Source organism: Terribacillus saccharophilus (assembly GCF_002272075.1).
Taxonomy (GTDB): Bacteria; Bacillota; Bacilli; order Bacillales; family Amphibacillaceae; genus Terribacillus; species Terribacillus saccharophilus_A.
This window is the reverse complement of record NZ_NPBJ01000027.1, coordinates 161,842-186,947: the sequence shown is the minus strand read 5'-3', so window position 1 is coordinate 186,947 and position 25,106 is coordinate 161,842. Positions and strand designations below refer to the sequence as shown.

At 41.0% G+C, this 25,106-nt stretch carries 24 protein-coding genes and 1 pseudogene; 5 read left to right on the top strand and 20 right to left on the bottom strand.

Annotated elements, in window-relative coordinates:
• Positions 1-41: 41 nt before the first annotated feature.
• The 12 genes from CHH48_RS14685 to CHH48_RS14635 all read right to left on the bottom strand — a co-directional run bounded on the left by CHH48_RS14685 (position 42) and on the right by CHH48_RS14635 (position 9,839).
• Positions 42-437, bottom strand: coding sequence for a (deoxy)nucleoside triphosphate pyrophosphohydrolase (locus CHH48_RS14685; protein WP_095219894.1), 396 nt, complete (start codon positions 435-437; stop codon positions 42-44).
• A 61-nt stretch (positions 438-498) separates the two neighbouring features.
• Positions 499-978: a 23S rRNA (pseudouridine(1915)-N(3))-methyltransferase RlmH gene (gene rlmH, locus CHH48_RS14680; RefSeq protein ID WP_093726097.1), complete on the bottom strand. Its 480-nt coding sequence runs from the start codon at positions 976-978 to the stop codon at positions 499-501.
• 134 nt (positions 979-1,112) lie between these two features.
• On the bottom strand, positions 1,113-1,289 hold the full coding sequence (locus tag CHH48_RS19620) for a hypothetical protein (protein WP_176466461.1): 177 nt from the start codon (positions 1,287-1,289) through the stop codon (positions 1,113-1,115).
• A gap of 162 nt (positions 1,290-1,451) precedes the next feature.
• Entirely contained in the window at positions 1,452-1,820 is a 369-nt protein-coding gene (locus CHH48_RS14675; protein ID WP_095219893.1) for a DUF3899 domain-containing protein, read from the bottom strand.
• A 71-nt stretch (positions 1,821-1,891) separates the two neighbouring features.
• Positions 1,892-3,493: a peptide ABC transporter substrate-binding protein gene (locus CHH48_RS14670; protein WP_095219892.1), complete on the bottom strand. Its 1,602-nt coding sequence runs from the start codon at positions 3,491-3,493 to the stop codon at positions 1,892-1,894.
• A 21-nt stretch (positions 3,494-3,514) separates the two neighbouring features.
• The gene (locus CHH48_RS14665; RefSeq protein ID WP_095219891.1) at positions 3,515-4,471 is read right to left on the bottom strand and encodes an ABC transporter ATP-binding protein; all 957 of its coding nucleotides are present in this window, start codon (positions 4,469-4,471) and stop codon (positions 3,515-3,517) included.
• Positions 4,468-5,490 carry an ABC transporter ATP-binding protein gene (locus CHH48_RS14660; protein WP_176466460.1) on the bottom strand — a complete coding sequence of 341 codons (1,023 nt, stop codon included), beginning with the start codon at positions 5,488-5,490 and terminating at the stop codon, positions 4,468-4,470. Before CHH48_RS14660 ends, CHH48_RS14665 begins: the two co-directional genes overlap by 4 nt.
• A gap of 8 nt (positions 5,491-5,498) precedes the next feature.
• Complete coding sequence (locus CHH48_RS14655; RefSeq protein WP_095219889.1) at positions 5,499-6,443, bottom strand: ABC transporter permease; 945 nt, start codon at positions 6,441-6,443, stop codon at positions 5,499-5,501.
• Between the two features lies 1 nt (position 6,444).
• Positions 6,445-7,371 (bottom strand): ABC transporter permease, encoded by a 927-nt coding sequence (locus tag CHH48_RS14650; RefSeq protein WP_095219888.1) that lies wholly within the window; start codon positions 7,369-7,371, stop codon positions 6,445-6,447.
• 34 nt (positions 7,372-7,405) lie between these two features.
• A complete protein-coding gene (locus CHH48_RS14645) occupies positions 7,406-8,254 on the bottom strand; it encodes a M55 family metallopeptidase (protein ID WP_095219887.1) in 849 nt (282 codons plus the stop codon).
• Positions 8,255-8,318: 64 nt separating this feature from the next.
• Positions 8,319-9,377: a M42 family metallopeptidase gene (locus tag CHH48_RS14640; protein WP_095219886.1), complete on the bottom strand. Its 1,059-nt coding sequence runs from the start codon at positions 9,375-9,377 to the stop codon at positions 8,319-8,321.
• A 15-nt stretch (positions 9,378-9,392) separates the two neighbouring features.
• Complete coding sequence (locus tag CHH48_RS14635; protein ID WP_095219885.1) at positions 9,393-9,839, bottom strand: Lrp/AsnC family transcriptional regulator; 447 nt, start codon at positions 9,837-9,839, stop codon at positions 9,393-9,395.
• Positions 9,840-10,027: 188 nt separating this feature from the next.
• Between CHH48_RS14635 and CHH48_RS14630 the strand changes: the two genes are divergently transcribed.
• The 4 genes from CHH48_RS14630 to CHH48_RS14615 all read left to right on the top strand — a co-directional run bounded on the left by CHH48_RS14630 (position 10,028) and on the right by CHH48_RS14615 (position 15,435).
• Positions 10,028-11,155 (top strand): amidohydrolase, encoded by a 1,128-nt coding sequence (locus CHH48_RS14630; protein WP_095219884.1) that lies wholly within the window; start codon positions 10,028-10,030, stop codon positions 11,153-11,155.
• Between the two features lie 102 nt (positions 11,156-11,257).
• Positions 11,258-13,243, top strand: coding sequence for a S9 family peptidase (locus CHH48_RS14625; protein ID WP_095219883.1), 1,986 nt, complete (start codon positions 11,258-11,260; stop codon positions 13,241-13,243).
• 15 nt (positions 13,244-13,258) lie between these two features.
• Positions 13,259-13,855, top strand: a complete 597-nt coding sequence (locus tag CHH48_RS14620; RefSeq protein WP_255212178.1) for a pyroglutamyl-peptidase I — start codon at positions 13,259-13,261, stop codon at positions 13,853-13,855.
• A 215-nt stretch (positions 13,856-14,070) separates the two neighbouring features.
• Positions 14,071-15,435 (top strand): sodium-dependent transporter, encoded by a 1,365-nt coding sequence (locus CHH48_RS14615; protein ID WP_095219882.1) that lies wholly within the window; start codon positions 14,071-14,073, stop codon positions 15,433-15,435.
• 221 nt (positions 15,436-15,656) lie between these two features.
• Here CHH48_RS14615 and CHH48_RS14610 read toward each other — a convergent pair whose 3' ends face one another.
• The 8 genes from CHH48_RS14610 to CHH48_RS14575 all read right to left on the bottom strand — a co-directional run bounded on the left by CHH48_RS14610 (position 15,657) and on the right by CHH48_RS14575 (position 24,492).
• Positions 15,657-16,289, bottom strand: coding sequence for a copper homeostasis protein CutC (locus CHH48_RS14610; RefSeq protein WP_095219881.1), 633 nt, complete (start codon positions 16,287-16,289; stop codon positions 15,657-15,659).
• Between the two features lie 54 nt (positions 16,290-16,343).
• On the bottom strand, positions 16,344-17,444 hold the full coding sequence (locus CHH48_RS14605; protein WP_245840391.1) for a hypothetical protein: 1,101 nt from the start codon (positions 17,442-17,444) through the stop codon (positions 16,344-16,346).
• A 480-nt stretch (positions 17,445-17,924) separates the two neighbouring features.
• Positions 17,925-18,959: a Gfo/Idh/MocA family protein gene (locus CHH48_RS14600; RefSeq protein ID WP_095219880.1), complete on the bottom strand. Its 1,035-nt coding sequence runs from the start codon at positions 18,957-18,959 to the stop codon at positions 17,925-17,927.
• A gap of 10 nt (positions 18,960-18,969) precedes the next feature.
• Positions 18,970-19,947 carry an ABC transporter permease gene (locus CHH48_RS14595; protein WP_095219915.1) on the bottom strand — a complete coding sequence of 326 codons (978 nt, stop codon included), beginning with the start codon at positions 19,945-19,947 and terminating at the stop codon, positions 18,970-18,972.
• On the bottom strand, positions 19,940-21,454 hold the full coding sequence (locus tag CHH48_RS14590) for a sugar ABC transporter ATP-binding protein (RefSeq protein WP_095219879.1): 1,515 nt from the start codon (positions 21,452-21,454) through the stop codon (positions 19,940-19,942). Before CHH48_RS14590 ends, CHH48_RS14595 begins: the two co-directional genes overlap by 8 nt.
• 78 nt (positions 21,455-21,532) lie before the next feature.
• Complete coding sequence (locus CHH48_RS14585) at positions 21,533-22,507, bottom strand: substrate-binding domain-containing protein (RefSeq protein ID WP_245840395.1); 975 nt, start codon at positions 22,505-22,507, stop codon at positions 21,533-21,535.
• Between the two features lie 114 nt (positions 22,508-22,621).
• Positions 22,622-23,620: a LacI family DNA-binding transcriptional regulator gene (locus CHH48_RS14580; protein WP_095219914.1), complete on the bottom strand. Its 999-nt coding sequence runs from the start codon at positions 23,618-23,620 to the stop codon at positions 22,622-22,624.
• Positions 23,621-24,153: 533 nt separating this feature from the next.
• Positions 24,154-24,492 (bottom strand): winged helix-turn-helix transcriptional regulator, encoded by a 339-nt coding sequence (locus CHH48_RS14575; protein WP_095219913.1) that lies wholly within the window; start codon positions 24,490-24,492, stop codon positions 24,154-24,156.
• A gap of 125 nt (positions 24,493-24,617) precedes the next feature.
• Here CHH48_RS14575 and CHH48_RS14570 point away from each other — a divergent pair.
• Positions 24,618-24,947: pseudogene (locus CHH48_RS14570) on the top strand (RidA family protein); the annotation flags it as partial.
• Positions 24,948-25,106 lie beyond the last annotated feature (159 nt).

Here is a 25,106-nt window from a genome sequence, read left to right as displayed (position 1 = left end):
TTTTTATCGGTGTATGTAAATGGATAGTTAGTAAATTGTGCTTATTTATGATCTAATTGGATTCTTTCAATTGCCGGAATATCAGCAGGCGCCCAGTCTAATGAAGATAATTCTTCTGGAGCCAACCACTTTATTGTTACATGTTCCGTTAGTATGGGTTCACCTTTAAGTAGTTCACAATAATATGTCTTTAAGTTTACTATTCCAAAATCGTACTCATATGTAGTATCTTCTACAGCTTCCCCTATGGATATAGTGCAGTGCATCTCTTCAGTAATTTCTCTTTTCAAAGCTTCTTGAGGTGTTTCATCTTTTTCGATCTTGCCGCCGGGGAATTCCCATTTTAGAGGTAAGGATTTTTCGGTTCCTCTTTGAGCACATAGAATCTTGTTATTACGTTTTATTACCGCGCCTACGACATATATATTTTTCTTCATTTTTACTCTCCTTATTATTTCTCTAGTAAATAAAAGCGACTATCTTCTAATTCTACCTCATTTACTTATGATACGGTTCCCCCTTAATAATCCGAAAAGCTCGATAAACCTGCTCCACCAACACCAACTTCATCAACTGATGCGGAAAAGTCATCTTCGAAAACGACAGCGCATAATCACTTCGCTGCATTACTTCCTCACTCAACCCCAACGATCCTCCAATCACAAACACAATTTTGCTCTTTCCATACGTCGCTAAACTGTCAATTTTCGACGCGAGTTGTTCAGATGTGATCATTTGGCCTTTTATTTCCAGGGAAATGACGTAGTCGTCGGGGCCGATTTTCGACAGGATGCGGTCGCCTTCTTTTTGTTTGACGATTTGCATGTCGGCTTCGCTTAGATTTTCGGGGGCTTTTTCGTCTGGTACTTCGATTAGGTCGACTTTGGCGTAGGCGCCGAGGCGTTTGGTGTATTCCTCTATGCCTTGCTTGAGGTATTTTTCCTTTAGTTTGCCGACGCTGATGATGGTGATTTTCATTTGATTGCCTTCTTTCCGTCCAAATTGTCTCTATCTGTCATTATATAGCTGATTGGCAGAGTTTACACAGTGTTTTATGAAGAATGACGGAGTATATATCATGTATTTTGAGGGATAATCTTCCGATTTCAGAATTATTTCTTTCGATATTTATTCACTTCTCTGCCATATACGACCATGCTTACGACAAATAAGATAGTTGAAAGCCAGGTCACAATGCCGCTCCATTCTCCATCCAAGAGCGTTACATTGATAAGGCTACTAATGTGCATAACGGCTATGATAACAATCAAAGTCGTGAGCGTTCTCATACGGGAACACCTCCTGTATATCACACTTAAAATCAGTGAGAGTTTTAATCATTAAAGCAGAGTCTCTTTTAAATTACGTATACCCTACGCTAAAGTTCCATCAAAAACAGCCCCTCCTGCTCGCACAGAAGAAGCTGCTCTTATAAGCTTTGTTTCTCTCTCTTAAAGCATAAATATAATAATCACAGAAGTAAGTATAGAGCTAGTTCCTACTATAAAAGTGCTTTGCGTAATACGATCCGCTAAATTAGCTTTGAATGATTGCATGTTAGGATCATTTCTCATTTGGCTGTCTGCACGTTCTGCAGACCTCGATTTACGTACCATACGTTCGCCGATTATTTGGAAGCCGTGGATCAATGGAGTCAGGAATCCTGTATGTAGGATGAGTGCGATTGCTGCGATTATGATTAAAATGAGGCCGATTAGAAATGCGATATTAGATAGATCTGCTAGCGAAAATGGAGCAGCAACTGTTGCGATGTACCAGCCGAGGAGGGTTAAGAAGAATAGAGATACTTTCCACTTCATTGATATAAGCTCCTTTCCTATGTAACAGAAAGCGAGATCTGCCAGAGATCCCGCTTTCCATCAGTTCAGTGTTACTCAGATACTTTTTCTGCCCATTTCAGGTAAGGATAGCGGTTTACCGGATAGACAATGTTTTCGAAGTTCTGTGAAGTCAGGTAGTTGTTTGTATAATGGTAGATCGGGTTGAACGGCAGATCTTCCATTAGTACAGCTTCTGCTTGGTGCAATAGTTCATAACGTGCTTCTGGATCTTGTTCTACTTTAGCATCGGCCATAAGCTGGTCGTACTCTTCATTCACCCAGTTTGTGCGGTTGTTCGGGCTGTCACCCAAGTAATAGTCCAGGATAACAACTGGATCTACAAGGACGCCAATCCAGCCCATGCGAGCCATTTGGAAGTTACCTTGCTGTGTTGTATCCAAATATGTTTTCCACTCTTGGTTTTCAAGCTTCACATCAACGCCAAGATTGTCTTTGTACATTGCTTGTACTGCTTCCGCAATTTTCTTGTTGTTTTCAGCAGTGTTATAAGAGATCGATACTTCAGGCAGCTCGGTCCAGCCTTCTTCTTCCATCCCTTCTTCTAGAAGTCGTTTCGCTTCTGCTCCATCTTCTTCAAAGTATTCGCCGCCAGTTTCACGGAAATCACCTTCTGGCGTTTCCACACCTGGTGGTACAAATGCGTATGCTGGTGTTTCACCTGATTTGGTTACGTTTTGTGTGAGTGTTTCACGGTCAACTGCAAGCGTGAATGCTCTTCTGATTTTCTCGTTCGTAAATGGTTCTTTTTCTACGTTAAACATGTACATGTACGTACCGAAGTATGGTACTTCGCTATATTCTTCGGATTCTTTCTCTTGATCAAGAACATCTGAAGGCAATGTTTGAATCAAGTCTAGCTCATTTGTTTTGAACATTTGATAGTAAGTTGTTGCGTCGTTGACGATTTTGTATGTTACTTTATCTAGTTTTACAACACTATTATCCCAATAGTTTTCATTCTTTTCGATGACCACTTCACTGTCATGCGCCCATTTCGTCAGCTTGAATGGTCCGTTACTTACGTATGTATCTGCTTCTGCAGACCATGCGCTATTTTCTTCTACTAGCTCTTGTTTCACTGGATAGAATGTCCACATTGTTAATAGCTCGTCGAAGTAGCCAAGTGGTGCGCCTAATTCTACTACGAGTGTCTTATCGTCTTGTGCTGTGATACCAACATCTTCTACCGCGCCATCGCCTTTGTTGTAAGCTTCTGCACCTTTGATATAGTACATGTAGAAGGCGAAGGAGCTACCTGTGTCTGGATTTAGAACTCGTTTCCAGCCGTACTCGAAGTCTTGTGCTGTTACATTACTTCCATCGGACCATTTTGTGTCGTCACGAAGAGTGAACGTGTACGTTTTTCCGTCTTCCGAGACATCTACATTTTCAGCTGCCCCTAGAACTGGATTTCCACTTTCATCTTTCGTATAAAGACCTTCAAATACGTGATCCAATACCCAGCCTGATGTCGTATCTGTTGCAAGTGCCGGATCCAAATCTGGCGGCTCACTCATAGCATTCACTGTGATTTCCTGTGCAATGTCAGCTCCGCTTCCTCCTGAACTGCCATTGCTGCAGCCTGCAGCAACGATTACAAGTATCAGCATACCTACTAGCCATTTTTTCATAACATCTTCCCCCTTCAAATTTTAATTATTGTAAAGATGACACGCAGTCCAGTGCCTCTCTTTCACTTCTCGCCACTCTGGCACTTCCTTGGCACACACATCCATCGCAAATGGACATCGTGTCCGAAAACGACAGCCGCTTGGCGGGTCGACTGGACTCGGCGGGTCGCCCTCTAACACAATTCTTTCACGTCTTTCAGCTTCGGGATTTGCAATAGGAATAGCAGATAATAGCGCTTTTGTATATGGATGAAGCGGATCGTGAAACAACTCATCACTGTCTGAGAGCTCCATCATTTTCCCTAAGTACATGACACCAATTCTGTCACTAATGTGTTTGACCATGCCTAGATCATGGGCAATGAATAAGTATGTCAGATCCTCTTGTTCTTTTAGATCCTCCAGCAGATTGATTACCTGTGCTTGAATCGATACATCCAGTGCTGATATCGGTTCATCGGCTACGATGAATTTCGGTTCGACAGCAAGCGCACGGGCAATCCCAATTCGCTGACGCTGCCCGCCACTGAATTCATGGGGATAGCGTTTGGCATGCTCTGGCTGCAAACCTACTCTTTCTAATAGCTCATACACCCGATCCTGCCGGTTTTTGCCTGTCGCTAGTTTATGCGCATCAATCCCTTCCGCAATAATGTCGCCAACGCGCATCCGTGGATTCAACGAGGCGTGCGGGTCTTGGAAGATCACTTGAATTTCCCGGTTTATCTGTCTCTTTTGTTTCTTATTTAATTGACTCAAATCCAGGTCATTGTATACAATCTTGCCTGATGTTGGGTCTTCCAAGCCAACTATCGTTTTGCCTAGCGTTGATTTCCCGCTGCCGCTCTCTCCTACCAAACCGAATGTTTCGCCACGTTTTATCTCAATGGAGATATCATCGACAGATTTAACCGTTTTTTCTTTGCCGATCGGATAATACTTCTTCATTTGATCGATCTGGATGATCGTTTCTGTCATGACAACTGCCTCCCTGCTGCAACTAATTCTTTGAGGGCTGGTGATCTGGAATCGTTCAGCCAGCATTTCGCTTCATGTCCATTATCGATAGAAAAAGCAGGAGGCATTTCTTCGACACACACGTCCATGGCATATTTACATCGTGGTGCAAATGGACAGCCCTTCGGAGGAGAAAATAAATCTGGCGGTGCACCTTCAATTGGTACTAATCGCTTTTTATCTGCAACATCAATATCTGGAATCGACTCAAGCAATCCCCATGTGTATGGGTGCTTTGGGTTATTGAATAATTCATTTACCGGAGCTGTTTCGACAATAATGCCACCGTACATAACGGCCACCCGTTCGGCCGTCTCGGCTACAACACCAAGGTCATGGGTGATCAATATAATAGAAGTGTCCATGTCATCTTTTAGATTCTTCATCAAATCCAGTACCTGTGCTTGAATGGTGACATCCAATGCTGTCGTAGGTTCATCCGCAAGAAGTACCTTCGGATGACATGCCAGCGCGATGGCAATCATAATCCGCTGGCGCATCCCGCCGCTGAATTCATGCGGATACTGCTCATAGCGTTCGGCAGGATTTGAAATACCAACACGACGGATCATGTCAATCGCGCGTTCCTTCGCTTCCTGTCCCTTGATGTTTTGATGGGTCGTAATACTTTCCGCGATTTGTTTGCCGACCTTCATCGTAGGATTTAAAGAAGTCATCGGATCCTGAAAGACCATGCTGATCTTTGAGCCTTTCACCTTTTGCATCTCTCGTTTGGATAGCTTTAAGAGATCCTGTCCTTCTAAAAGCACTTCTCCGTTCTTTATTTTGCCTGGCGGAGTTGGGATCAGGCCCATGATGGATTGCACGGTCACACTTTTCCCGCTGCCGCTTTCCCCGACTATCGCTAGGATTTCTCCTTTATCAACATGAAAGGAAACATCCCGGACGGCTTGCACTTCTCCTCCATATGTCTTAAAAATCACTTCCAAATTGTTCACTTCCAGTAAGCGTTCCAACATCCCACCTCCTATTTATTTGCTTTCGGATCAAGTGCGTCTTGCAAGCCGTCACCGAATGCGTTAAAGGCAAACATGGTGAGGGCAATCATAAAGCCTGGGAAAAAGAGACGCCACCACTGTCCGCTAAGAATAACGCCTAAGGAATCGTTCGCCATCGTTCCCCAGCTGGCAAAAGGAGCCTGAACTCCTAATCCTAGAAAGCTTAGGAATGATTCCGCAAAGATTGCTGACGGTATCGTAAAGGTTAAATTCACGATGATGATACCTGCTGTATTCGGAATCAAATGCCGCCAAATGATTTTGGGGTGGGAGGTCCCCATCTTTTGGGCAGCTAACACATATTCCTGTGACTTCAGCTGGAGTATCTGACCGCGTATAATCCTGGCCATCCCTACCCAGCCGGTAACTGAAAGAGCAATAATGATAGAGGTAATACCTGGCTCCATGATCACCATCAGCAGGATGACAATCAGCAGGTAAGGAATACCATACAAAATTTCAACGATTCGCATTAAAATACTATCAATCCGGTCACCGGACTTGCTTCGGCCGGCCATATAACCAGAGATACCTCCGATTGTTACGCCGAGGATGATATCAATGGCTGCGGCAATGAGCCCGATGGTTAAGGAAACCCTGGCGCCATACCAGGTTCTCGACCATACATCCCTGCCTAAATCATCGGTTCCGAACCAATGCTCACTGTTTGGCGCAACATTGGTATTCACCAAGTCCTGTTTCGCCGGATCGAATGGAACCATATGCGGACCAGCTATTGCAAAAAATCCAATGACGAGAAGCAAGGTAAAGCCAAGCACTGCCATCTTGTTTTTTAATACGTTAAGAATCGTTTCCTTCCACACGCTCATGCTCGGGCGCTGGATAGGGTCATGTCCTCTTTTTTCTGGTGATAAGGGGCGAAAAAGGGAATCATCCACGCGTTTAGCTTCCATCTTACTCCCCTCCACTCGTTAGTTTTATTCTTGGATCAATATAGCGGTACGATATATCAATGATGAATAACGTTAACACCAGCAATACACTGAAGAAGATTGTTGTTCCCATGATTACTGGATAATCCCGGTTGAAAATACTATCTACGAAATAGCGTCCGATACCCGGAATTGCGAATATTTTCTCAATAACGAATGTTCCGGTAATTAAAGATACAAATAAAGGACCAATAAATGAAATAACCGGTAAGATAGCATTTCGGATGCCGTGCCTGATGACTAGCTTTGTTTTGGACAGCCCTTTGGCATCTGCTGTCTTGATATAATTCTGATTCGTTACTTCGAGCATACTGGACCGCATAAATCGTGCGATAACAGCAAGCGGTGTTGCCGCTAATGCTAAGGTTGGTAAGATGGAATGCTGCCATGTCCCCCATGACGCAACAGGTAACATCCCCCACTCTACGGCAAAATACTTGATTAGCAATGGGGCCAAGATAAAGCTCGGAACAGATATACCGATTATCGCAATAAACATAGAGGCATAATCGAGTAGTTTGTTATGATTCAAAGCCGCTACAATCCCTAGCAGCAACCCTAGAGCTAAGGCAATGATCAATGCCTGCAAGCCTAGTAAAGCGGATGCTGGAGCACCATCAGCAATAATAGAATTTACTGATCTTGTTTCCGATTGAATGGAGAACCCTAAATCAAATGTCACTAAATCCTTCATATATAATACATATTGCACTGCAATCGGCTCGTCCAAGTTGTATTTAGCCCTGATGTTTTGTAATACTTCTTCCGGAAGCACATCTGCATCTGAAGCGAATGGATCACCAGGTATAAATTTCATGATCAAAAATGTCAAACTCGCAATAACCCATATTGTAAGCAGCATGATAAGTATTCGTTTTACAATATACACGGATTCACCTCCACTATTTTTCTAGTTGTTACATTTACGCATTCACACTGCCAAGTACACCATTTGTCGCTGTCATCGCAATAATCACACAGCCCCACATATGCTTGTATGCTGTGACAACGTCATCACAAGTAAAACGAATGCTTCGTGGACCAGTTAATTCCACTGTAGGAAGTGTTGTCGTCATCATTGCCTGCTGTGGCCCTTTAAACTCGATGTTAAAGGTAACAGGTCCTTCAACTGTTTGCGGCTTGAAGCTCTTAATATCTTTTACTGCTAGTTCTGCTTTTTCGCGGATCTCTTTGCGGGCAACCTCTGGGTGAAGCAGCTCGGCTGCAAACCGATCAACAGCACGTTTGGTTACAGCACCTTTTACATCTGGCAATGTTTCTTGCACCTCTTTTACATACGCATCATCGCCACTAATGAAAATCGCCGGTACGTTAAAGCCGCCTGCAACTAGTGTGTTCATTTCCGTCTCACCAACAACTCGGTTATTAATCTTCATTTCATTCACACAGATACCTGCCAGTGTATGGCTAATGACTGTACGTTCTGATCCAGCTTCACGTCCATGATGTCCAACGAACATAATTCCATCAAAGGTGTCATCCAGGCCTTCCAGCTGGCACATGACGCGGTTATTACCAGAGACTAGTCTTGCACGTGGATCTAACTCTTCTACCAATATGTTCGACATGTTGCCATGCCCATCGGCGACAACCACCTCTTTTGCTCCGCCATTAAAGGCTCCTTCAATTGCGGCATTCACATCCGCTGTCATAAGCTTTCTAAAACGCTGGTATTCGGAATTTGTTTTTAATTGCTGATTGGTTGCAACACCCGAGATACCTTCCATATCTGCTGAAATAAATATTTTCATAAATACCCACCTTTAAATTACTATTATAAATTTTCTAACTTCTTATCTTAAAAAAATATGTAATTCAGAAAGGAAAACGTGATTGTTCATCGACACTCTTTACAAAGGCTTTTACTATATCCTTCGTTGCGATAAGATCACCCAAGTCGATAAGTTCGATGCTTGAATGTGTGTAACGAGAAGGAATCGATAATACACCTGTTGGAATTCCTTTGTTGGCGTACGTGACTGCACCGCCGTCTGTCCCAATTCCAGTGAACACTTCCAGCTGATAAGGAATATCTTGTTCCTTAGCTAGCTGAACGAGCAGCTTCTTCATTGTTTTCGGGACAATTAAACTTGCATCCATTACCTTAATTCCTGTCCCGTTTCCTAAGCTAAGAGTCTGATCCATCGTTTGCTCAAACGTATCGCTCACTGCAGTTGTATCAATTGCGATAGCAACATCCGCATCAATATGTTCGGATGCTGTTTTTGCCCCTCGCAATCCGACTTCTTCCTGAACTGTGAATAAACAAATGAGCTCGCCTGCAAAATCTTGCCCTATTTCTTCTAAAACTTGTAGAATAACGGCGCACCCTGCACGATCATCCAATGACTTGGCACGTATCTTAGGTTTTTCAGAACTTCCGAGGATTTGCAGTTCAGAACCCCAAGTGACAGGGGTTCCAATCTCTATGCCCATTTCCAGTACATCTTGAGAAGAACTTGCTCCAACATCTATGTATAGCTGACTATGCTTTCTCACCTTTTGCGCGTCATCAAATTTAGCAAAGTGTGCAGAAAGTGTTCCAATCACCCCATTGATATGCCCCTCTTCGCCTAGTACCTTCACTGGCTGTGCCACAAGGTTCCGGTCATCATTACCGCCCAGCTTTTCAAATCGCAGTAATCCGTTTGCTTCTATCTTTTTTACAATAAAGCCGACTTCATCCATATGAGCTGTTAAAAGAATGCTAGGTCCTGGGCTTGTACCTTTCTTTTTGGTGATGACATTACCAATAGGGTCTATCTCAACTTCATCCACTTTATCCTTTAGATAATCTTTCAGGAAATAACTAACCTCTTGTTCAAAGCCGCTTGGGCCCTGCAAACTAGTTAGTTTCTTTAGTAATCCAATCAAGTTGAGCAGCTCCTTCTATAAATATTCGAACGTATTCTTATAGTTTTCTAATTGGATTATTGTATTGATCTCTGTAATTCCTTCAATACCATCCAGCTTCAGCATACAGTCCTTTATATCTTCCTGGCTTCGGACATTAATTTGAATCAGCAGCTGGTAGTGTCCGCTAGTCATCGTAATATAGCGAACTTCTTTTATCGTGCTCAGTGCTTCTCTTACCTTTTTAATTGTCCCTTGCTTTGTTTTTATTTGAATAATCGCTCCAGCTTTCAAACCAAGGGCGATTGGATTCACAACGCCTACTACTTCAATGATGTTGTGCTGCACTAAGTTTTTGTAACGAAGTCTGATTGTTTTCTCCGTCACTTTTAATTCACTCGCTATTTCTGAAAAAGCTAAGCGGCCATCCTTGGATAACATCCGGATAATACCGCGGTCCAACTCATCAATTTGATACTCCACTATTCTTCCTACTTTCGGACTTTTCTCCTATTATACTCCCCTTTTTGATACATAACCTTACATTGAAGAACATTTACAATATTCAAAAATTGTTTTAATATCGTAATTAGGAATTAGGTATAGAGGGTATTATATTGGATAAATTTTCAGAAATCAATGATAATTTGGATTTTTATGGAGGTTATTGTATGAAGGCCATAACAAATGTATCTGGTGTAGATGGAACAGGAAAGACATTTAGCGGTACAACTATCTTATTTAAGGACGGCAAATTTACTTCTATAGGTACATCCAGCATTCCAGATGGATATGAAATTATTGATGCTAGCGGTACATACTTTACTCCAGGATTAATAGATGTACATACCCATTTAGGTGTACATGAAGAAGGAATAGGAAAAGAAGGACATGACTTCAATGAAACAAGCGCCGCAGCCACTCCACAGGTGCGCGCAATTGATGGGATAAACCCACTGGATAGAGGATTTGAAGATGCCAGGCGTTCAGGTGTTACCACAGTCCAAGTTATGCCTGGGAGTGCCAATGTCATTGGCGGAGAAATGTGTGTGTTAAAAACGACAGGGACAATCGTAGATGAAATGGTCATTCGTAATCCTTCAGGTCTAAAAGCTGCAACAGGAGAGAATCCAAAACGGTTCCACGGTGATAAAGGTAGAATGCCGACAACTAGAATGGGAATCGCAGCCATTCTTCGTGAGAAATTTATTGAGGCACAAACATATAAGGAAGATCGCGAAGCAGGAAAAGCAGCTAGAAACCTAGGCTTAGAGCATATCGTCAAAGTATTGAATAAAGAAATACCGCTTCGTGTACATGCCCACCGCGCTGATGATATTGTCACTGTTCTACGGTTAAAAAAGGAATTTGAAATTGATTTAACGATTGAGCATTGCACAGAGGGACATCAAATAGCACCGTTCATCGCTAAACACGACATTCGGGTGTCAGTAGGCCCGACAATGACACCTCGCTCAAAAATAGAGCTGGCCGATAAAGGCTGGAATACACTGTTGGCACTAGCAGAAGAATCTGTACCATTCTCCATCACGACCGATCATCCAGTAATTGCTATTGAGCATTTAATGACAAGTGCGATTTTAGCTGTTAAATACGGTCTGCCAGAAGAAGAGGCTCTTAAAGCTATTACACTAAATGCAGCGAAGCATCTAGGTGTAGACGATCGAGTTGGATCAGTTGAAGTTGGCAAGGATGCAGACTTTGTCCTTTGGACCGGCAACCCCTTCGATTTGAGAAACAAAGCAGTACAAACCTATATAAATGGCGAATTAGTATAAGAGTGTGTACAGGTTTCTTAATAAGCCAGGCGGCTTATTTTGAGAAACTTGTCCCATATCACGACAAATAAATAGATGTCCCATGACAGGAGGCAGCAAACTATGACAACAAACGGTCTATCAGCACAAGATTTATTAGAATTTTCATTTTTATCGGATCCGCAGCTATCACCTGATGGCAAGTGGGTTGTTTTTGTGAAGCGAGTAATTAACGAGAAAGAAAAATATCAATCGAATCTATTCCTATTGCATGTGGATTCAAAGGAAACCACCCAGTTTACCCAAGGTAATTTCTCAGATGTGCAGCCAAGATGGTCACCTGATGGACGATACATATTCTTTGTGTCTAATCGCTCCGGGAAGCAGCAAATATGGAAAATTGCTTTTAGCGGAGGCGAAGCAAGTCAGGTTACTACTTTTAAAAGAGGTGCTTCGCAGTCTGTTTTGTCACCAGACGGGACGAAGCTTATCGTTACCGTACCGTTAACCGCATCCGACAGCTTGGAAGACAAGGAAACAAAAGAAAAGACAGAAGAAAAACTAAAGCCTTATATCACTACGAACCTGCAATACAAATCCGATGCGAAAGGCTTTTCAGACGAAACCTTCGACCATTTAGCATTAATAGATTTAGAAACTGGCACTCAAACCTTACTAACAGACGGACAATATAATCATCATTCGCCTGCATTTTCACCAGCTGGAATGCACGTCGCTTATAGCGCAAACCGTTCTGAAGATCCTGAGCAGACATTCTTCTCTGATATCTATCAGCTAGATTTAGCAACGAATGATACAGAAAAACTAACGAGCAGTGACAAAAGATTCTATACGCCAAACTACTCACCGGATGGAACAAAGCTATCTCTGCTTGGTGATGATTTGGAATACACAGGTGCCACCCTCACGAGAGTGTGGTCCTTGGATCTTGCAACAAAAGAACTCTCCTGTTTAACGAGTGAATGGGATGTGGAGTGCCATGATGTTGCGATTAATGATATGGGTACAGGAGCTGCAAGTTCTGGCGCCGTCTGGAGCAAAACAAATGACGCCGTCTTCTTCTTAGCAAGCGAACTAGGATCAACTCACTTATATCAAGTGACGTTAGATAAAAACATCACCAAAGTTATTGGCGGAAAACGCCAGGTTTACGCGTACAGTACGGATAAGAATCAAGACCGATTTGTGTATGCAGTTAGCCAATCCGCAGCTATCCCTGGCGACCTATTTGTGTCGACCTTGTCAGGCAGTGACGAGCAACGTTTAACAGCTGTGAACGAGAACTTGCTGCAAACGAAAACAGTATCTACTCCAGAGGATTTTCGTTTTAAAGCGAATGATGGAACGGAGCTGCAAGGCTGGATTATGAAACCAACAGGCTTCAAGGATGGCGAAACGTATCCACTTGTCCTTGAAATTCATGGCGGTCCGCACGCGATGTACAGCCATGCCTTTATGCACGAGTTTCAGGTGCTTGCTAGTAAAGGCTATGGGGTCCTATACATGAACCCAAGAGGAAGTCATGGCTATGGGCAGCAGTTTGTTGATGCAGTGCGCGGCGACTATGGCGGCATTGACTATGACGATGTGATGGTCGCAGTGGATTATGCTTTGGAAAACTACGATTGGATAGATGCCTCCCGCTTAGGTGTCACTGGCGGAAGCTATGGCGGCTTTATGACGAACTGGATTGTCGGCCATACGAATAAGTTTAAAGCGGCAGTTACACAGCGTTCGATTAGTAACTGGCTCAGTTTCTATGGCGTGAGTGATATTGGCTACTTCTTTACCGAATGGGAACACAAAACAACAGTTATGGAGGATCCTGAAGAGCTGTGGAGAATTTCTCCGCTATGTTATGTGAAGGATGTACAAACGCCGCTGCTCATTTTGCATAGCGAAAACGACTATCGCTGCCCGATTGAGCAAGCTGAACAATTGTATATCGCATTGAAACAACAAAAGAAACCTACACGTTTTGTACGTTTCCCAGAATCAAATCACGAGCTGTCCCGTAGCGGAGACCCTGGTTTACGTATTATTCGTCTGAATGAAATAACAGACTGGTTCGATCAGTATTTGAAGTAAAAAGGAGAAGTAAAATTGAATATCTTACTCACTGGGTTTGAAGCTTTTTTGGGGATGACATCCAACCCTACAGAAGTGATTGTCCGCAGCCTGGACGGAGAAACGATAAATGGGAAAAAGATAATCGGCAAGGTGCTTCCAGTCGATTTCAAGAAAACTTCCAGCATCATCTTAGAACATATCGACGAATACCAGCCTTCTGCTGTCATTTCTTTAGGACTGGCAGCTGGCAGAAATAGAATCACCCCGGAGAGAATTGCGATAAACTGCATGGATGGAGAACCCGACAATAGCGAAAATCAGTATGACGGGCAAAAGATACTAAAGGATGCACCTGATGCTTACTTCTCGACATTGCCAATCAAAAAGATGACCACCAAACTGCTGGAACATAACCTGCCAGCGAAAATCTCCAACACCGCCGGCACCTATTTATGCAACCAAACAATGTACACCGTCAGACATCACATCGAAACAAATAAGCTGGATATGATTTCAGGATTTGTGCACATACCAGCACATCATGGATTGGCATTAAGCAATCCTAAGCTGCCTTCTTGGTCACTTAAGGATTTGGAAGAAGCGGTGCGGGTTATTATTGGAGAAGTTTAAAATTCGTTGTGAACTCTAAAAAGTTTGGATAGAGATATTACTAACAGATAAAGCCCCTCCTGCTATACAGGAGGAGCTTTATTATACTTGTACATATACTCTATATCAGCTGCCCCTCGGATATTATGTTATTTTTTAAAATTATCTGTCCATTAATATGTAACTGTGCTACTATACTCCCATTACTATTTTTTGATCTGAATAGGAGTTGCATCATGTCACAAGAACACTGGAAATCTAAAATAGGTTTTATATTGGCAGCTGCTGGTTCTGCCATCGGATTGGGAGCCATTTGGAAATTCCCGTATATCGCAGGTACTGGCGGAGGCGGCGCATTCTTTCTAATCTTTTTACTTTTTACTGTTATACTTGGCGCGCCGCTTTTGATAGGGGAGTTTATCATTGGCCGCAGAACAAAGCTTGATGCTGTATCTGCTTATCAAAAGATTGCACCTGGGTCATTCTGGACTGTCATCGGCAGACTTGGTGTCGTCACATGCTTTATTTTATTATCCTTTTACAGCGTTATTGGCGGATGGATTATTATTTATCTATTTGAAGCAATCCGCGGCAGCCTTGATGGACTATCACAGGATGGTTATGGCACGTTGTTTAACGATATCATCGCAAACCCTGGCCCAACACTCTTCGCTCAATTTCTATTTATGCTGATTGCCATCCTTGTGGTTGCTAAGGGTGTGCAAAAAGGAATTGAAGTAACAAGTAAAATCATGATGCCGGCGCTATTTCTCCTATTCCTTGTCTTAGTCATTCGCTCTGTCAGCTTGGATGGCTCAATGGAAGGCATCAAGTTCTTGCTGGTTCCCGATTTTTCCAAACTGACATCGGAGTCTGTGTTGTTCGCACTTGGGCAAGCATTTTTTACTCTATCCGTCGGTGTATCTGTTATGGTTACTTATGCTTCCTATTTGCCAAAAACACAGCATCTGCCGCAAGCGGCTTTTTCTATCATTATTATTAATATTTTTGTAGCGCTTTTAGCAGGTTTAGCTATTTTCCCAGGAGTCTTCTCCTTTGGGTTGGAACCTGATGCTGGCCCGGTACTGATCTTTGCTGTATTGCCAGCGGTATTCAGCAACATGCAATTCGGTACCCTATTCTTCATCATTTTCCTGCTATTATTCTTATTTGCAGCTTTAACCTCCGCCTTCTCTATGCTGGAGATCTTTGTGGCTGCCACGACAAAAAAAGACAACACCAAGCGCACAAAACGATCATGGCAGCTCGGGATGTTGATTTTCTTGGTCGGAATTCCGTCCTGTCTGTCATATGGCGTGCTGTCTGACTTCCTACTATTCGACAAGACGATATTTGACTTATTTGATTACACCGTTAGCAATATATTAATGCCATTGGGGGCATTGCTTATTTCACTCTTTATTCCACTAAGAATGAGCAAAAGTATGCTTTACGAAGAGATGGCACTTGGATCAAATGTTGGCAAGGTATTCTTTCATATCTGGTATTATGTATTAAAATATGTCACGCCAATCGCTATCATTATTGTCTTTTTAGATGTGCTTGGGCTTTGGGATTTTATTTTTGATTTATTTTCATAAGTGGATAATAGTTGAGAGGACGTAGGTTTACGTCCTCTTTGTTTATGTATCCAATTACCCAATCTAAGCCAAAACGAAGAGGATTGGTATGTCTTTGGTGATCCACTTCATAAGAAACAGAGCCCATCTGCTTTCACAGAAAAGGCCCGTCCATTTCACAAGGTCTGATTATTTATTAATTTATCTTTTAGAGGTATCATTCTTAGAGTCTCGTGTCGTGCTCAATCAGCTATTTTTGTCCCGTGAACTTCTCTAACATTCAGTTCAGATGTGACTAATTCAAGATTTTTATTTGAGATTCCTCCCCCAGGAAGGATAATGATCCTGTCATTTGCATGCTCAATATATTCATTCAATCTGACTAGGTTATCTTCAATCTTCGTATCTAGCGGACCTCCATGGGTAAGGATTCGATGCACCCCGCGTTCCACCAGCCAATCAATCGCTTTAAGCTGATTTTGGGGGCTTATATGGTCAAACGCCATATGAAAGGTTACTTCTAGTCCTTTTGCTAAATCTAATAAGCTGATCATAGCGTCTTCATCAATCCAGCCAGTGTCATTTAAACAACCCAGTACCACTCCATCTGTACCTAATGTTTTCAAATGCACAAGATCCCGCTTCATCATGTCCACTTCTTCTTTACTAAAAACAAAATTTCCGCCTCTTGGCCTTACCATGCTCATAACCTTAATGTTTTTGCTGTGGCAATAGGTAATCGTCACATCCGCTACACCGTGACTGACTGTGGTACCTCCCGCTGCAAGGTTGTCACACAGTTCAATTCTGTCAGCACCTTTAGCAATTAATTGAGGGACATTCGTGAAATTCTCTACACAGACTTCTTTAAGCATATGTATATCCACCTTACTTATATTATGGCTCGCTGCGATTCCACCGTACTATTACTATTGGTAATTAACAAACGCAGGTGCAGGATCTAGTTCCAGAACCTCTTCCGGTGTCATGACAGGTTCGTCTTTCTGATAAAACACCTTGAATCCTCCATATTGGATAGGCTGATTATGTACAAGCTGATGATAACCTGATCGTTTTAAAGCTGCAATGCCATGGCCGTCATTATTCAGCACCACTTCCACGTTTTCTGTGGGATGGATGGCTTCTTTATTGTTGATGATGATGTCTGCAAATTGATGGACGACGACAACCTTATCAGGAAGTCCATTCTCAGATGCTAGATTTGATACATAGTCAATTGCTTCCTGTACATTCTCGCCATCGACATGTCCCAAATCTTCTCCGGGAACTTGCCCCTCTTTCACATGAAATTCCGTATCAATAGCTAAGTGGACATAAGGCAATTTCAAATATTTCTCCAATGACTTTACTTGATTCATGATATTATCTTGGCCTAATTGAACATCGAGGATCAGCAGCGCATCGTTCTCTTCGGCTAACTTCGCATATTTTTCGATATCCTCGTCAGCTGTTGCGTGCATATAAAGACCATCCTCCCCAGGATTTCGCTGGGCAACCGTTGCGATTAATTCAATAGCCGGGATAGCCGGTCTTTCTGGGTCAAGCTCTGAATAAGCCTTGGTTTGGTCCTTCAATTTCTCCATTAATTCCTCCGGGCTGTATTCTCCCAATATCCCCATGCTAGTAGAATCAGGATGTCCATAATAAGAAACGATTCTATTTTTCTGAAGCGGTCCTTCTGTTCCATCTTCCGTACCTTTTTCCAAGGTTTGACCTAAAGGAACGCTCCTCTCCGTGTCATCCCCATGAGCTTCTGTTTTTGGCATTTCCGCCAGCTGTGTTTCCGTATAATGACTTTTCAGCGGTTGGGCTGCCTCAGAAGGTTTAATAGCTTGATAGCTTGGCTGAGACGCAGGTTCCGAAGTTGCCGCCTGCTCATTCGAGCTCACTTCTGACTTTTCTTTTGACTTCGGCTCTTGGTCTTGTGAAGTTGCATCTTGCGAACAGCCCGCTAACAGTAAAGCCGGAATGACTGCAAGGCTAGCACCTGCCATTATTAGTTTTTTCACTTTATCCCACCTGTAGTTTAAGAGTATTTCATATGTTGAGAGTGGTTCTGCATCAAACAAATGAATAGTATAAATCTAACATAAATTAAAAGCTGCTTATTAAGCTTACCACCTAGGAAATTTTAATAAACCTTTAACAAGAGTCCTATTTTTACAAACTAAATTACTACTTACATCAACCAATGCTCCCCATTTAAAAATTCAAGATACGCGCGGTTACTGTATAAAAGCAGCCCCTCAGAGGAACCTCCGAGGGGCTTTTCTTATCAATGTTAACCTTGAGCACATAAAAAAAGCCTCATTCACTTAGGTAGGTTCACCTTGATATCTCTAAATGAGGATTTTTCTAAGAGTTAAATGTTCATATACGTACTTGAATATTAAAACTCCAATTTCATAGCTTCTAAGAACTTCATGATTTTTTTAATCACATATTCGCGATTTAAGTATTACATTCATTATCATAAAGCCCAATCTTACTTAAACAGTAACAACCTGTTTTGTTTCTGCAGCTTCTAAAATGCCCAAAATAACCTTTAATGAGGATAATGCGTCATTTCCTGATACCAGTGGGGTATGATCGAGTCTTACACAATCAATAAACGCATCTATCACAAAACTATTCGTTTGTTTACTATTCGTTTGGATACTTTCAAGTTGATAATGTATCTTCTCTCCATTTTCTCTTATTACTTCTAATTGGTAGGATTCATTTTGATAAATCTTTACTATTCCCTTTTCACAATAGATAGTTGTACTATTATCTTCTTCTCCGTAATACGTCCATGAAAAGGAAGCTGTACCTATGCGGCCTTTATTTGTCTTTAAGCTGCAGACAATATTATCACACACTTCAATGGGCTCTCCATACTCATCCACTTTGTCCAGAGCACCTTGAAAAGCACTGACTTGCTCGATTTCATCCTCTAAGATGTAATGGATTAAATCCACCTTATGAATGCCTAAATCTCCGGCCACCCCAAGTCCGGACCTCTCTTTCTTAAAAAACCATGTAGAGTTTGATTTATTTGTCCCCCATTGTTCGGGTCCAGAATGTCCAAAGGTTGTCTTAAAAGTTAGTACTTTTCCAAGTTCTCCATTACTGATAATTTCTTTTGCCTTTTGATGCGCACGATTAAATCGCTGGTTGTGATCAATCATTAATTTCTTTCCAGTTTTCTTCTGGGCTGCCACTATTTCATTAGCATGCTCAATAGTTAAAGAAATTGGCTTTTCACATAAGACATGCTTGCCACTTAGCAGTGCATTGGTAGAATAAATATGATGATATTCATTAGTCGAACAATCACTAATTACTTCAATAGCAGGATCGGCATATAGCTCTTCCACTGATTGAACAACTCTCCCGCCAAATTCATTTGCAAGCTCTATCGCACGATCTGCATTCCGATCGAAAAAAACAATCTCATCCACATACGGATTAGCTTTATATTCAGGGGCATGGCGTAATTTAGTGATCGATCCACACCCGATAATTCCCACTTTTATGCCCATAGCAATCCCCCTACTCTCTCTTTTGGAATACTACTGCAATAATAATGATCAAGCCTTTAACAAACCCTTGAAGATGCGGGGATACGTTCATTAAATTCATCATATTATTTAGAATCCCTAAGATGAGCACTCCAAAAAATGTACCTATGATTTTTCCGCGTCCACCAGTCATTCTTGTGCCACCAATTATGACAGCAGCAATTGCATCTAGTTCATATTGGACGCCTGAACTAGAAGAAGAAATAGAGTTCAGTCGAGATGTTTCAATAATAGCTGCTATACTCACGAGTAAGCCTGCCAAGCTATAGACACCAATTTTTATCCGATCTACCCGAATGGCTGAAAGAAGGGCAGCTTTCTCATTACTTCCTATGGCGTATACATGACGTCCGAAACGTGTTTTATGCATTAAAATATAAACAAGTACCGTCATAATCAGGAAGATAATAATGGGATAATCAAAAATCCATAAATTGTTATTAGCAATGGCAGTGAACCCTGAAACTTCACCAGAAATACTGCCACCTTCCGCAATATATAAGGCAATAGAGCGGGCAGCCGCCATCATTCCGAGGGTCGCAATGAAAGACGCAATCCTTCCTTTAGCCACCATTATTCCATTTAAGAAACCTGCAATTGATCCAACTATAAATGCCGTTAATACGGCAATCCAAATACTGCCTGTGGCATTTAATGCTAAAACCGTGACAACACCGACCAATACAAGCACAGAGCCCACTGAAAGGTCGATACCACCTGACAACATGACAATAGTCATACCTAAAGCTACTATTCCAATAATAGATACTTGCATTAATATATTGAGCTGGTTATTCATATCTAGAAATCTAGGACTCAAAACTGATGCTGCAATAAAAATAATAATGAAGGCAATGATGACGCTATACTCAGACCACAGCCACGAGAGCTTGCCTTTTATAGGAGAGATTTGCGGCTTTTGTTCTTTGAGACTATTCGTATCAGCCAATTTCATTTGCCTCCCTTTTTGAGCCAGTTGCATAACTCATTATTTCGTCTTCTGTAACTTCTTCTCCCTTAAAACTTGCTGTTATTTCGCCTTGAAACATCACATAGATTTGATGACATATCTTAAGTATTTCAGGTGCTTCTGAAGACAAAATAACAACTGCCTTGCCCTGTTCGGCTAAAGAGACGATTTGATGATATATTTCTTGTTTTGCACCAATATCAATTCCTTGTGTTGGATTATCAAAAATAATAATGTCGGTATCAACCTCCAGCCATTTAGCAATAATGACTTTTTGTTGGTTTCCGCCGCTTAACTTGTCGATTGTAACGCGTGGATTGTGTACTTTTATATTCAACTTTTCCTTATAGTACTGAAATCTTTCTTTTTCCAGTTTATCTTGGATAAAAGCCATTCTCTCAAAGTGTCCGATAGATGATAAACTCATATTATGAATAACGCTTAGATCTTTAATAATTGCATTTTCCTTTCGATCCTTCGGCACAAGTCCTAATCCTGCTTTTACTGCTTTACGTGGATGATCTATTTTTGTCAGCTGATTATTTATTTTAATGTCACCAGTGTATGTTTTTCGATAACCAAATAAGCTTTCAAAAAGCTCCGTTCTCCCATCGCCTGCTAAGCCAGTAAAGCCTGCTATCTCGCCTTTTTTTAGAGTAAAGCTAATGTTGCTGAAAGACCCTGGACTTGATAAGTTATTTACTTCTAACACTTCTGAACCAAAGGTATGTTTTTGAATTAATCGCTCTTGGGAAATAGATTTGCCAACCATAAGTTTAGTTATCGTATCTAAATTCTCCTCTTCCATACTCCCATTACCAACAAGCTCGCCATCACGAAGCACTGTATATCTGTCACAAACTTCCTTGATTTCTTTTAATTTATGAGAGATATAAATAATAGACACACCAGATTGCTTTAAGTTATTCATCAATCCAAATAATCGTTTCACTTCATGATCTGCTAAAGAAGTTGTAGGTTCATCCATAATAATCAGTTTGGATTTGTGTAATAGTGCTTTGGATATCTCAATTAATTGCTTGTAGGAGGTTTCTAGATTTCTAACATATTCCTTTGGATCGATATCTACGCCAAGCTTTGCTAGTATTTCATTTGTTTTTTGACACATCTCATCTACCTTTAGAAATCCGTATCTAGTGCGAATTTCTGAACCCAAAAACATATTTTCGTAGACTCTTAGATCGGACACGACATTAAGCTCTTGATGGATAAAACTAATACCATATTCTTGGGCAGCCCTTGGATTCGTTATTTTTACTTCTTCACCATTAATTTGTATAGAGCCATTATCAAATGGATGGACGCCGCCTAAGATATTCATCAGTGTAGATTTACCTGCACCATTTTCTCCTAAGAGTGCATGTATCTCACCCTGTGCAACATGAAAAGTCACCTTTTTTAACACTGATACTCCGTTAAATGATTTATCAATATTGTTCATTGTCATGAAAGGACTTGTAGTCATGGCGTAGATTATCCCTCCCTTAAAAGAAAATAGGAAATACAATCATTACTCACCATCATTGTATTTCCTATCAACTATTTAGAATTTAGAATCTGGATCATAGAACTCATCAACATTATCTTTTGTAACTTGAGTAGCCTCTTTTACTACCATTGATTCCGCAGGATCATTTCCTTTAGCAATGTCTGCTGCAATTTTCACTGCGTCCTCCACCATCGTAGGAGAATATAGAAAAGTTGCTGTAATTAAGCCCTCTGCTTGGATATCTTCAAATACAGCCTTTCCACCACCCGCACCTGTTACAAATTGTATATCTGTACGGCCAGCTTCTTTGATAGCTTGGATAACACCAAGTGCCATTCCATCATCCTGTGTAAACACAGCGTCAATTTGAGGATTTGCCTGTAAAATATTCTGCATAACTTCTAGAGATTTTTCGGTTGAGAAATCTCCGCTTTGCGAAGCAATGACTTCAATATCTGAACTTTCCATTGCTTCTTTAAAGCCTGCACCTCGTTGCTCTGTAACAGAACTTGGCGGTCCAGTGATTTCAACCACCTTCCCTTTTCCTTCTAACTTTTCGACAAAGTACTTGCCTGCATTGACACCAATTCCTTCATTATCACCTTTAACTACTACAGTAGCCGCGTCATTTTCAAGCTCGCGGTCAACAATGACTAACGGAATCCCTGCATCCTTGATTTTTTGCCCTACAGGAGAAAGTGCCGCCGATTCAATAGGAAGCATTACAATAACATCCACATCTTGAGCAATTAAATCATCAACATCATTAGCTTGCTTGTTTGGATCAGCAGCATTTGTCATCACATACTCGATACCATCACTGTCCTTCAGTGTCTTTGCCTGCTTTTCAGCACTATCAATTAACGCTCCCATCCAACCATGTGTTGCAGATGGTAAGGAAATACCGATTTTTAGTGTGTCATCCTCTTCTGTGCTATTAGAACTCCCAGTATCACTGTTACATGCAACCAAACCAAAGATTGTTACGAAAGCTAACATGGAGACCAGCCATTTTTTCAAATCTTTCACCCCTTTGTTTTTTGAAAAAACGCTCCTTATACGTGATTTGTAATCGGTTACATTACATTTCACATCTAAGGTCAGCTCTCTGCTATTAACCTCTTTAATAGCAGAGAGCTAATATTAGATGAATTGACCAGATGTTGATTCTCTTACCACGAGTTCATGATCTAATATGATACTTTCCACCTCTTTTCCATTCATCTTATCAATCAACATTTTTACTGCAACAGTTCCCATCTTATACATCGGTTGGGCAATGGTTGTAAGGGTTGGATTCGTCATATTTGAAAAATCAATTTTATCAAAACCCACTACGGCAATATCACTTGGTACATGCAATCTAGAAGCATGTATCTCTTTAAGTGCTCCAATAGCCAAAAGGTCTGATACAGCAAATACGGCAGTTGGTCTATCATGAAGATTCAATAGCTTTTTCATTGCATGTTGGCCATTCTCAAATCCTAAATGCTGGGTAAGAATGATAAACTGACTATTTAAAGTAATACCATACTCCTCTAAAGCTCTTATATAACCCATTTTTCTTTGTCGTGCGTATAAGTATTTTTCATCAGAGTTTATTAAGGCAATGTTTTTGTGGCCAATTTGAATTAAGTGCTTAACTGCTCGGTAAGAAGCATCCTCGTTATCTATCGTCACATAAGGAATCCCACTCCCTTCCTCATATTCACTGCATTGAATAATTGCATGATTCTCCGAGAGATTTTTCAGTGTTTCTATATTTACAGTAGGGTCCATTGAGATAATTCCATCAGCCATCTTTTTTCGAACAAGATCGAAATAGATATTCTCTCTTTCAGGGTTCGAATCTGTTTCACATAAAAGAATGTTATAATTTTGGCTAATTGCAACTGCTTCAATTCCTTTGATTATTTCTAAATAAAATGGATTGGAGATCGATGGAATTAAGATTAAGAAAAGCCGACTTTCCGAATTTCTTAGGTTTCTCCCCAACATACTAGGTTCATAATTTAATTTCTTTATTGCTTCTTCCACTTTTTTTCTTGTTTTTTCAGATACAGTGTTTTGTCCATTGAGTACTCTTGATACCGTTGCAACAGAAACTCTCGCTTGTTTTGCAACCTCCTGAATGTTCGCCAACTTTTTTCCTACTTTCCTAAGACCCATTGTATGCGCCTAAATGAAATCGATTACATTTCCAAAAAACTTTTTTACTCAAGTTGGTATGATTTATTGATACTTTAACGATATGGGTGCATTCAGAGGTATATGCTAATTTTGTAATGGATTACATTATCAGTAATTTGGTAATGAGTACGAAGTCTGTAATTGGGGATTATAGTTTATCGAATGCTCTTACTTAAAAAGAAAAGAAGACCTAAATTCCGTTTCAAACAGAAAGGAATTTAGGTCTTCTTACATGTTGCAGGGTTTTAGGAACTGTCGTTTTATCCTGGATTGGCACTCTCCATTTGCTATGTAATGTATTACTTTCAGCATAATCCAAATGTATGTAGTAAACGAACAGCCCCTCTGCTCTTACTGAAGGGGCTCTCTTCAATATGGATTTTCTATATTATGTGATCGGCTGCTCTTTATTTAAAGATTTGCATATCAACTTCACTAATCTTTTGAAACAATACCTGTCATTTGTACAGCTATACTGACAGGAGTTAATTATTACGGTTTTTCTCTCCCCATTCACATAACTGCTCCAAAACAGGTAATAGCGTTTCTGCTTTAGGTGTGAGACTGTATTCCACTTTAGGGGGAATTTGAGGATATTCTTTTCTTGTAACCATCCCATCCGCTTCTAATTCTTTAAGCTGGGAACTTAACATCTTAAAAGTGATTGGCTCTAATTTTCTATTCATTTCATTAAAACGAACGGGTTGATTTTCTGCCAATAGATAAAGGATAAGCATTTTCCACTTACCTCCAACAACGGACAGCGTATAACCAAAAGGCGTCTCCTGGACATTCCCCTTCCCTTTATAATCAGCCATACCCATATGAACACTATCCTTTCTGGTAGTATCTATCAAAAAAGTGCGTACTATTTTCCTTTTCCTATTCATTCTATACTTACCTTAATTCAAATAAAAGGAGAGAAAAATATGAAGGATATTAAAACTTTCAAGGCTACAGCGCGAACGGTACGATTTACGTTTCAGGCCAATTTTCACATAATGAGGACGGCACATTCATTGGCGAGGACAATATCGAAGCCCAGACGCGACAAACGCTCGAAAACCTTGATCGTGTACTGAAAGAATTGAATGCCACAAAGTCCAACCTTGCTTATGTGGAAATCTATTTAACTAATCCCCAAGCGCATACGGAGTCCGTTATCAACCTCTTTAAGGAATACCTAGATACTCACCGGCCAGCAGGCAGCCTCATCGGCGTAACCTACCTGGCATTTCCAGAGCAGTTGATCGAGATTTCAGCTATCGCACACACCTAATAAATAATCTGTATTGTATTCTATGAAATGTGTCGTGAGTTATATATTACTTTTACATGAAGAAGAGACTGGGATAAGAGCACTCCACCTAAAAGAAAACCCGATCTATGTTACACATCTGTTTGGGAAGATTTGCATTAGATCGGGTTTTGATTATTT

Excerpts from the sequence above, each read along its gene's own strand:
- CHH48_RS14600 (WP_095219880.1), bottom strand. The coding sequence starts at position 18,959 with ATGGGCATAAAAGTGGGAATTATCGGGTGTGGATCGATCACTAAATTA.
- CHH48_RS14665 (WP_095219891.1), bottom strand. The coding sequence starts at position 4,471 with ATGACAGAAACGATCATCCAGATCGATCAAATGAAGAAGTATTATCCG.
- CHH48_RS14625 (WP_095219883.1), top strand. The coding sequence starts at position 11,258 with ATGACAACAAACGGTCTATCAGCACAAGATTTATTAGAATTTTCATTT.
- CHH48_RS14610 (WP_095219881.1), bottom strand. The coding sequence starts at position 16,289 with ATGCTTAAAGAAGTCTGTGTAGAGAATTTCACGAATGTCCCTCAATTA.
- CHH48_RS14590 (WP_095219879.1), bottom strand. The coding sequence starts at position 21,454 with ATGACTACAAGTCCTTTCATGACAATGAACAATATTGATAAATCATTT.
- CHH48_RS14575 (WP_095219913.1), bottom strand. The coding sequence starts at position 24,492 with ATGGGTATGGCTGATTATAAAGGGAAGGGGAATGTCCAGGAGACGCCT.
- rlmH (WP_093726097.1), bottom strand. The coding sequence starts at position 978 with ATGAAAATCACCATCATCAGCGTCGGCAAACTAAAGGAAAAATACCTC.
- CHH48_RS14630 (WP_095219884.1), top strand. The coding sequence starts at position 10,028 with ATGAAGGCCATAACAAATGTATCTGGTGTAGATGGAACAGGAAAGACA.
- CHH48_RS14655 (WP_095219889.1), bottom strand. The coding sequence starts at position 6,443 with ATGGAAGCTAAACGCGTGGATGATTCCCTTTTTCGCCCCTTATCACCA.
- CHH48_RS14645 (WP_095219887.1), bottom strand. The coding sequence starts at position 8,254 with ATGAAAATATTTATTTCAGCAGATATGGAAGGTATCTCGGGTGTTGCA.
- CHH48_RS14685 (WP_095219894.1), bottom strand. The coding sequence starts at position 437 with ATGAAGAAAAATATATATGTCGTAGGCGCGGTAATAAAACGTAATAAC.
- CHH48_RS14675 (WP_095219893.1), bottom strand. The coding sequence starts at position 1,820 with ATGAAGTGGAAAGTATCTCTATTCTTCTTAACCCTCCTCGGCTGGTAC.
- CHH48_RS14660 (WP_176466460.1), bottom strand. The coding sequence starts at position 5,490 with ATGTTGGAACGCTTACTGGAAGTGAACAATTTGGAAGTGATTTTTAAG.
- CHH48_RS14670 (WP_095219892.1), bottom strand. The coding sequence starts at position 3,493 with ATGAAAAAATGGCTAGTAGGTATGCTGATACTTGTAATCGTTGCTGCA.
- CHH48_RS19620 (WP_176466461.1), bottom strand. The coding sequence starts at position 1,289 with ATGAGAACGCTCACGACTTTGATTGTTATCATAGCCGTTATGCACATT.
- CHH48_RS14615 (WP_095219882.1), top strand. The coding sequence starts at position 14,071 with ATGTCACAAGAACACTGGAAATCTAAAATAGGTTTTATATTGGCAGCT.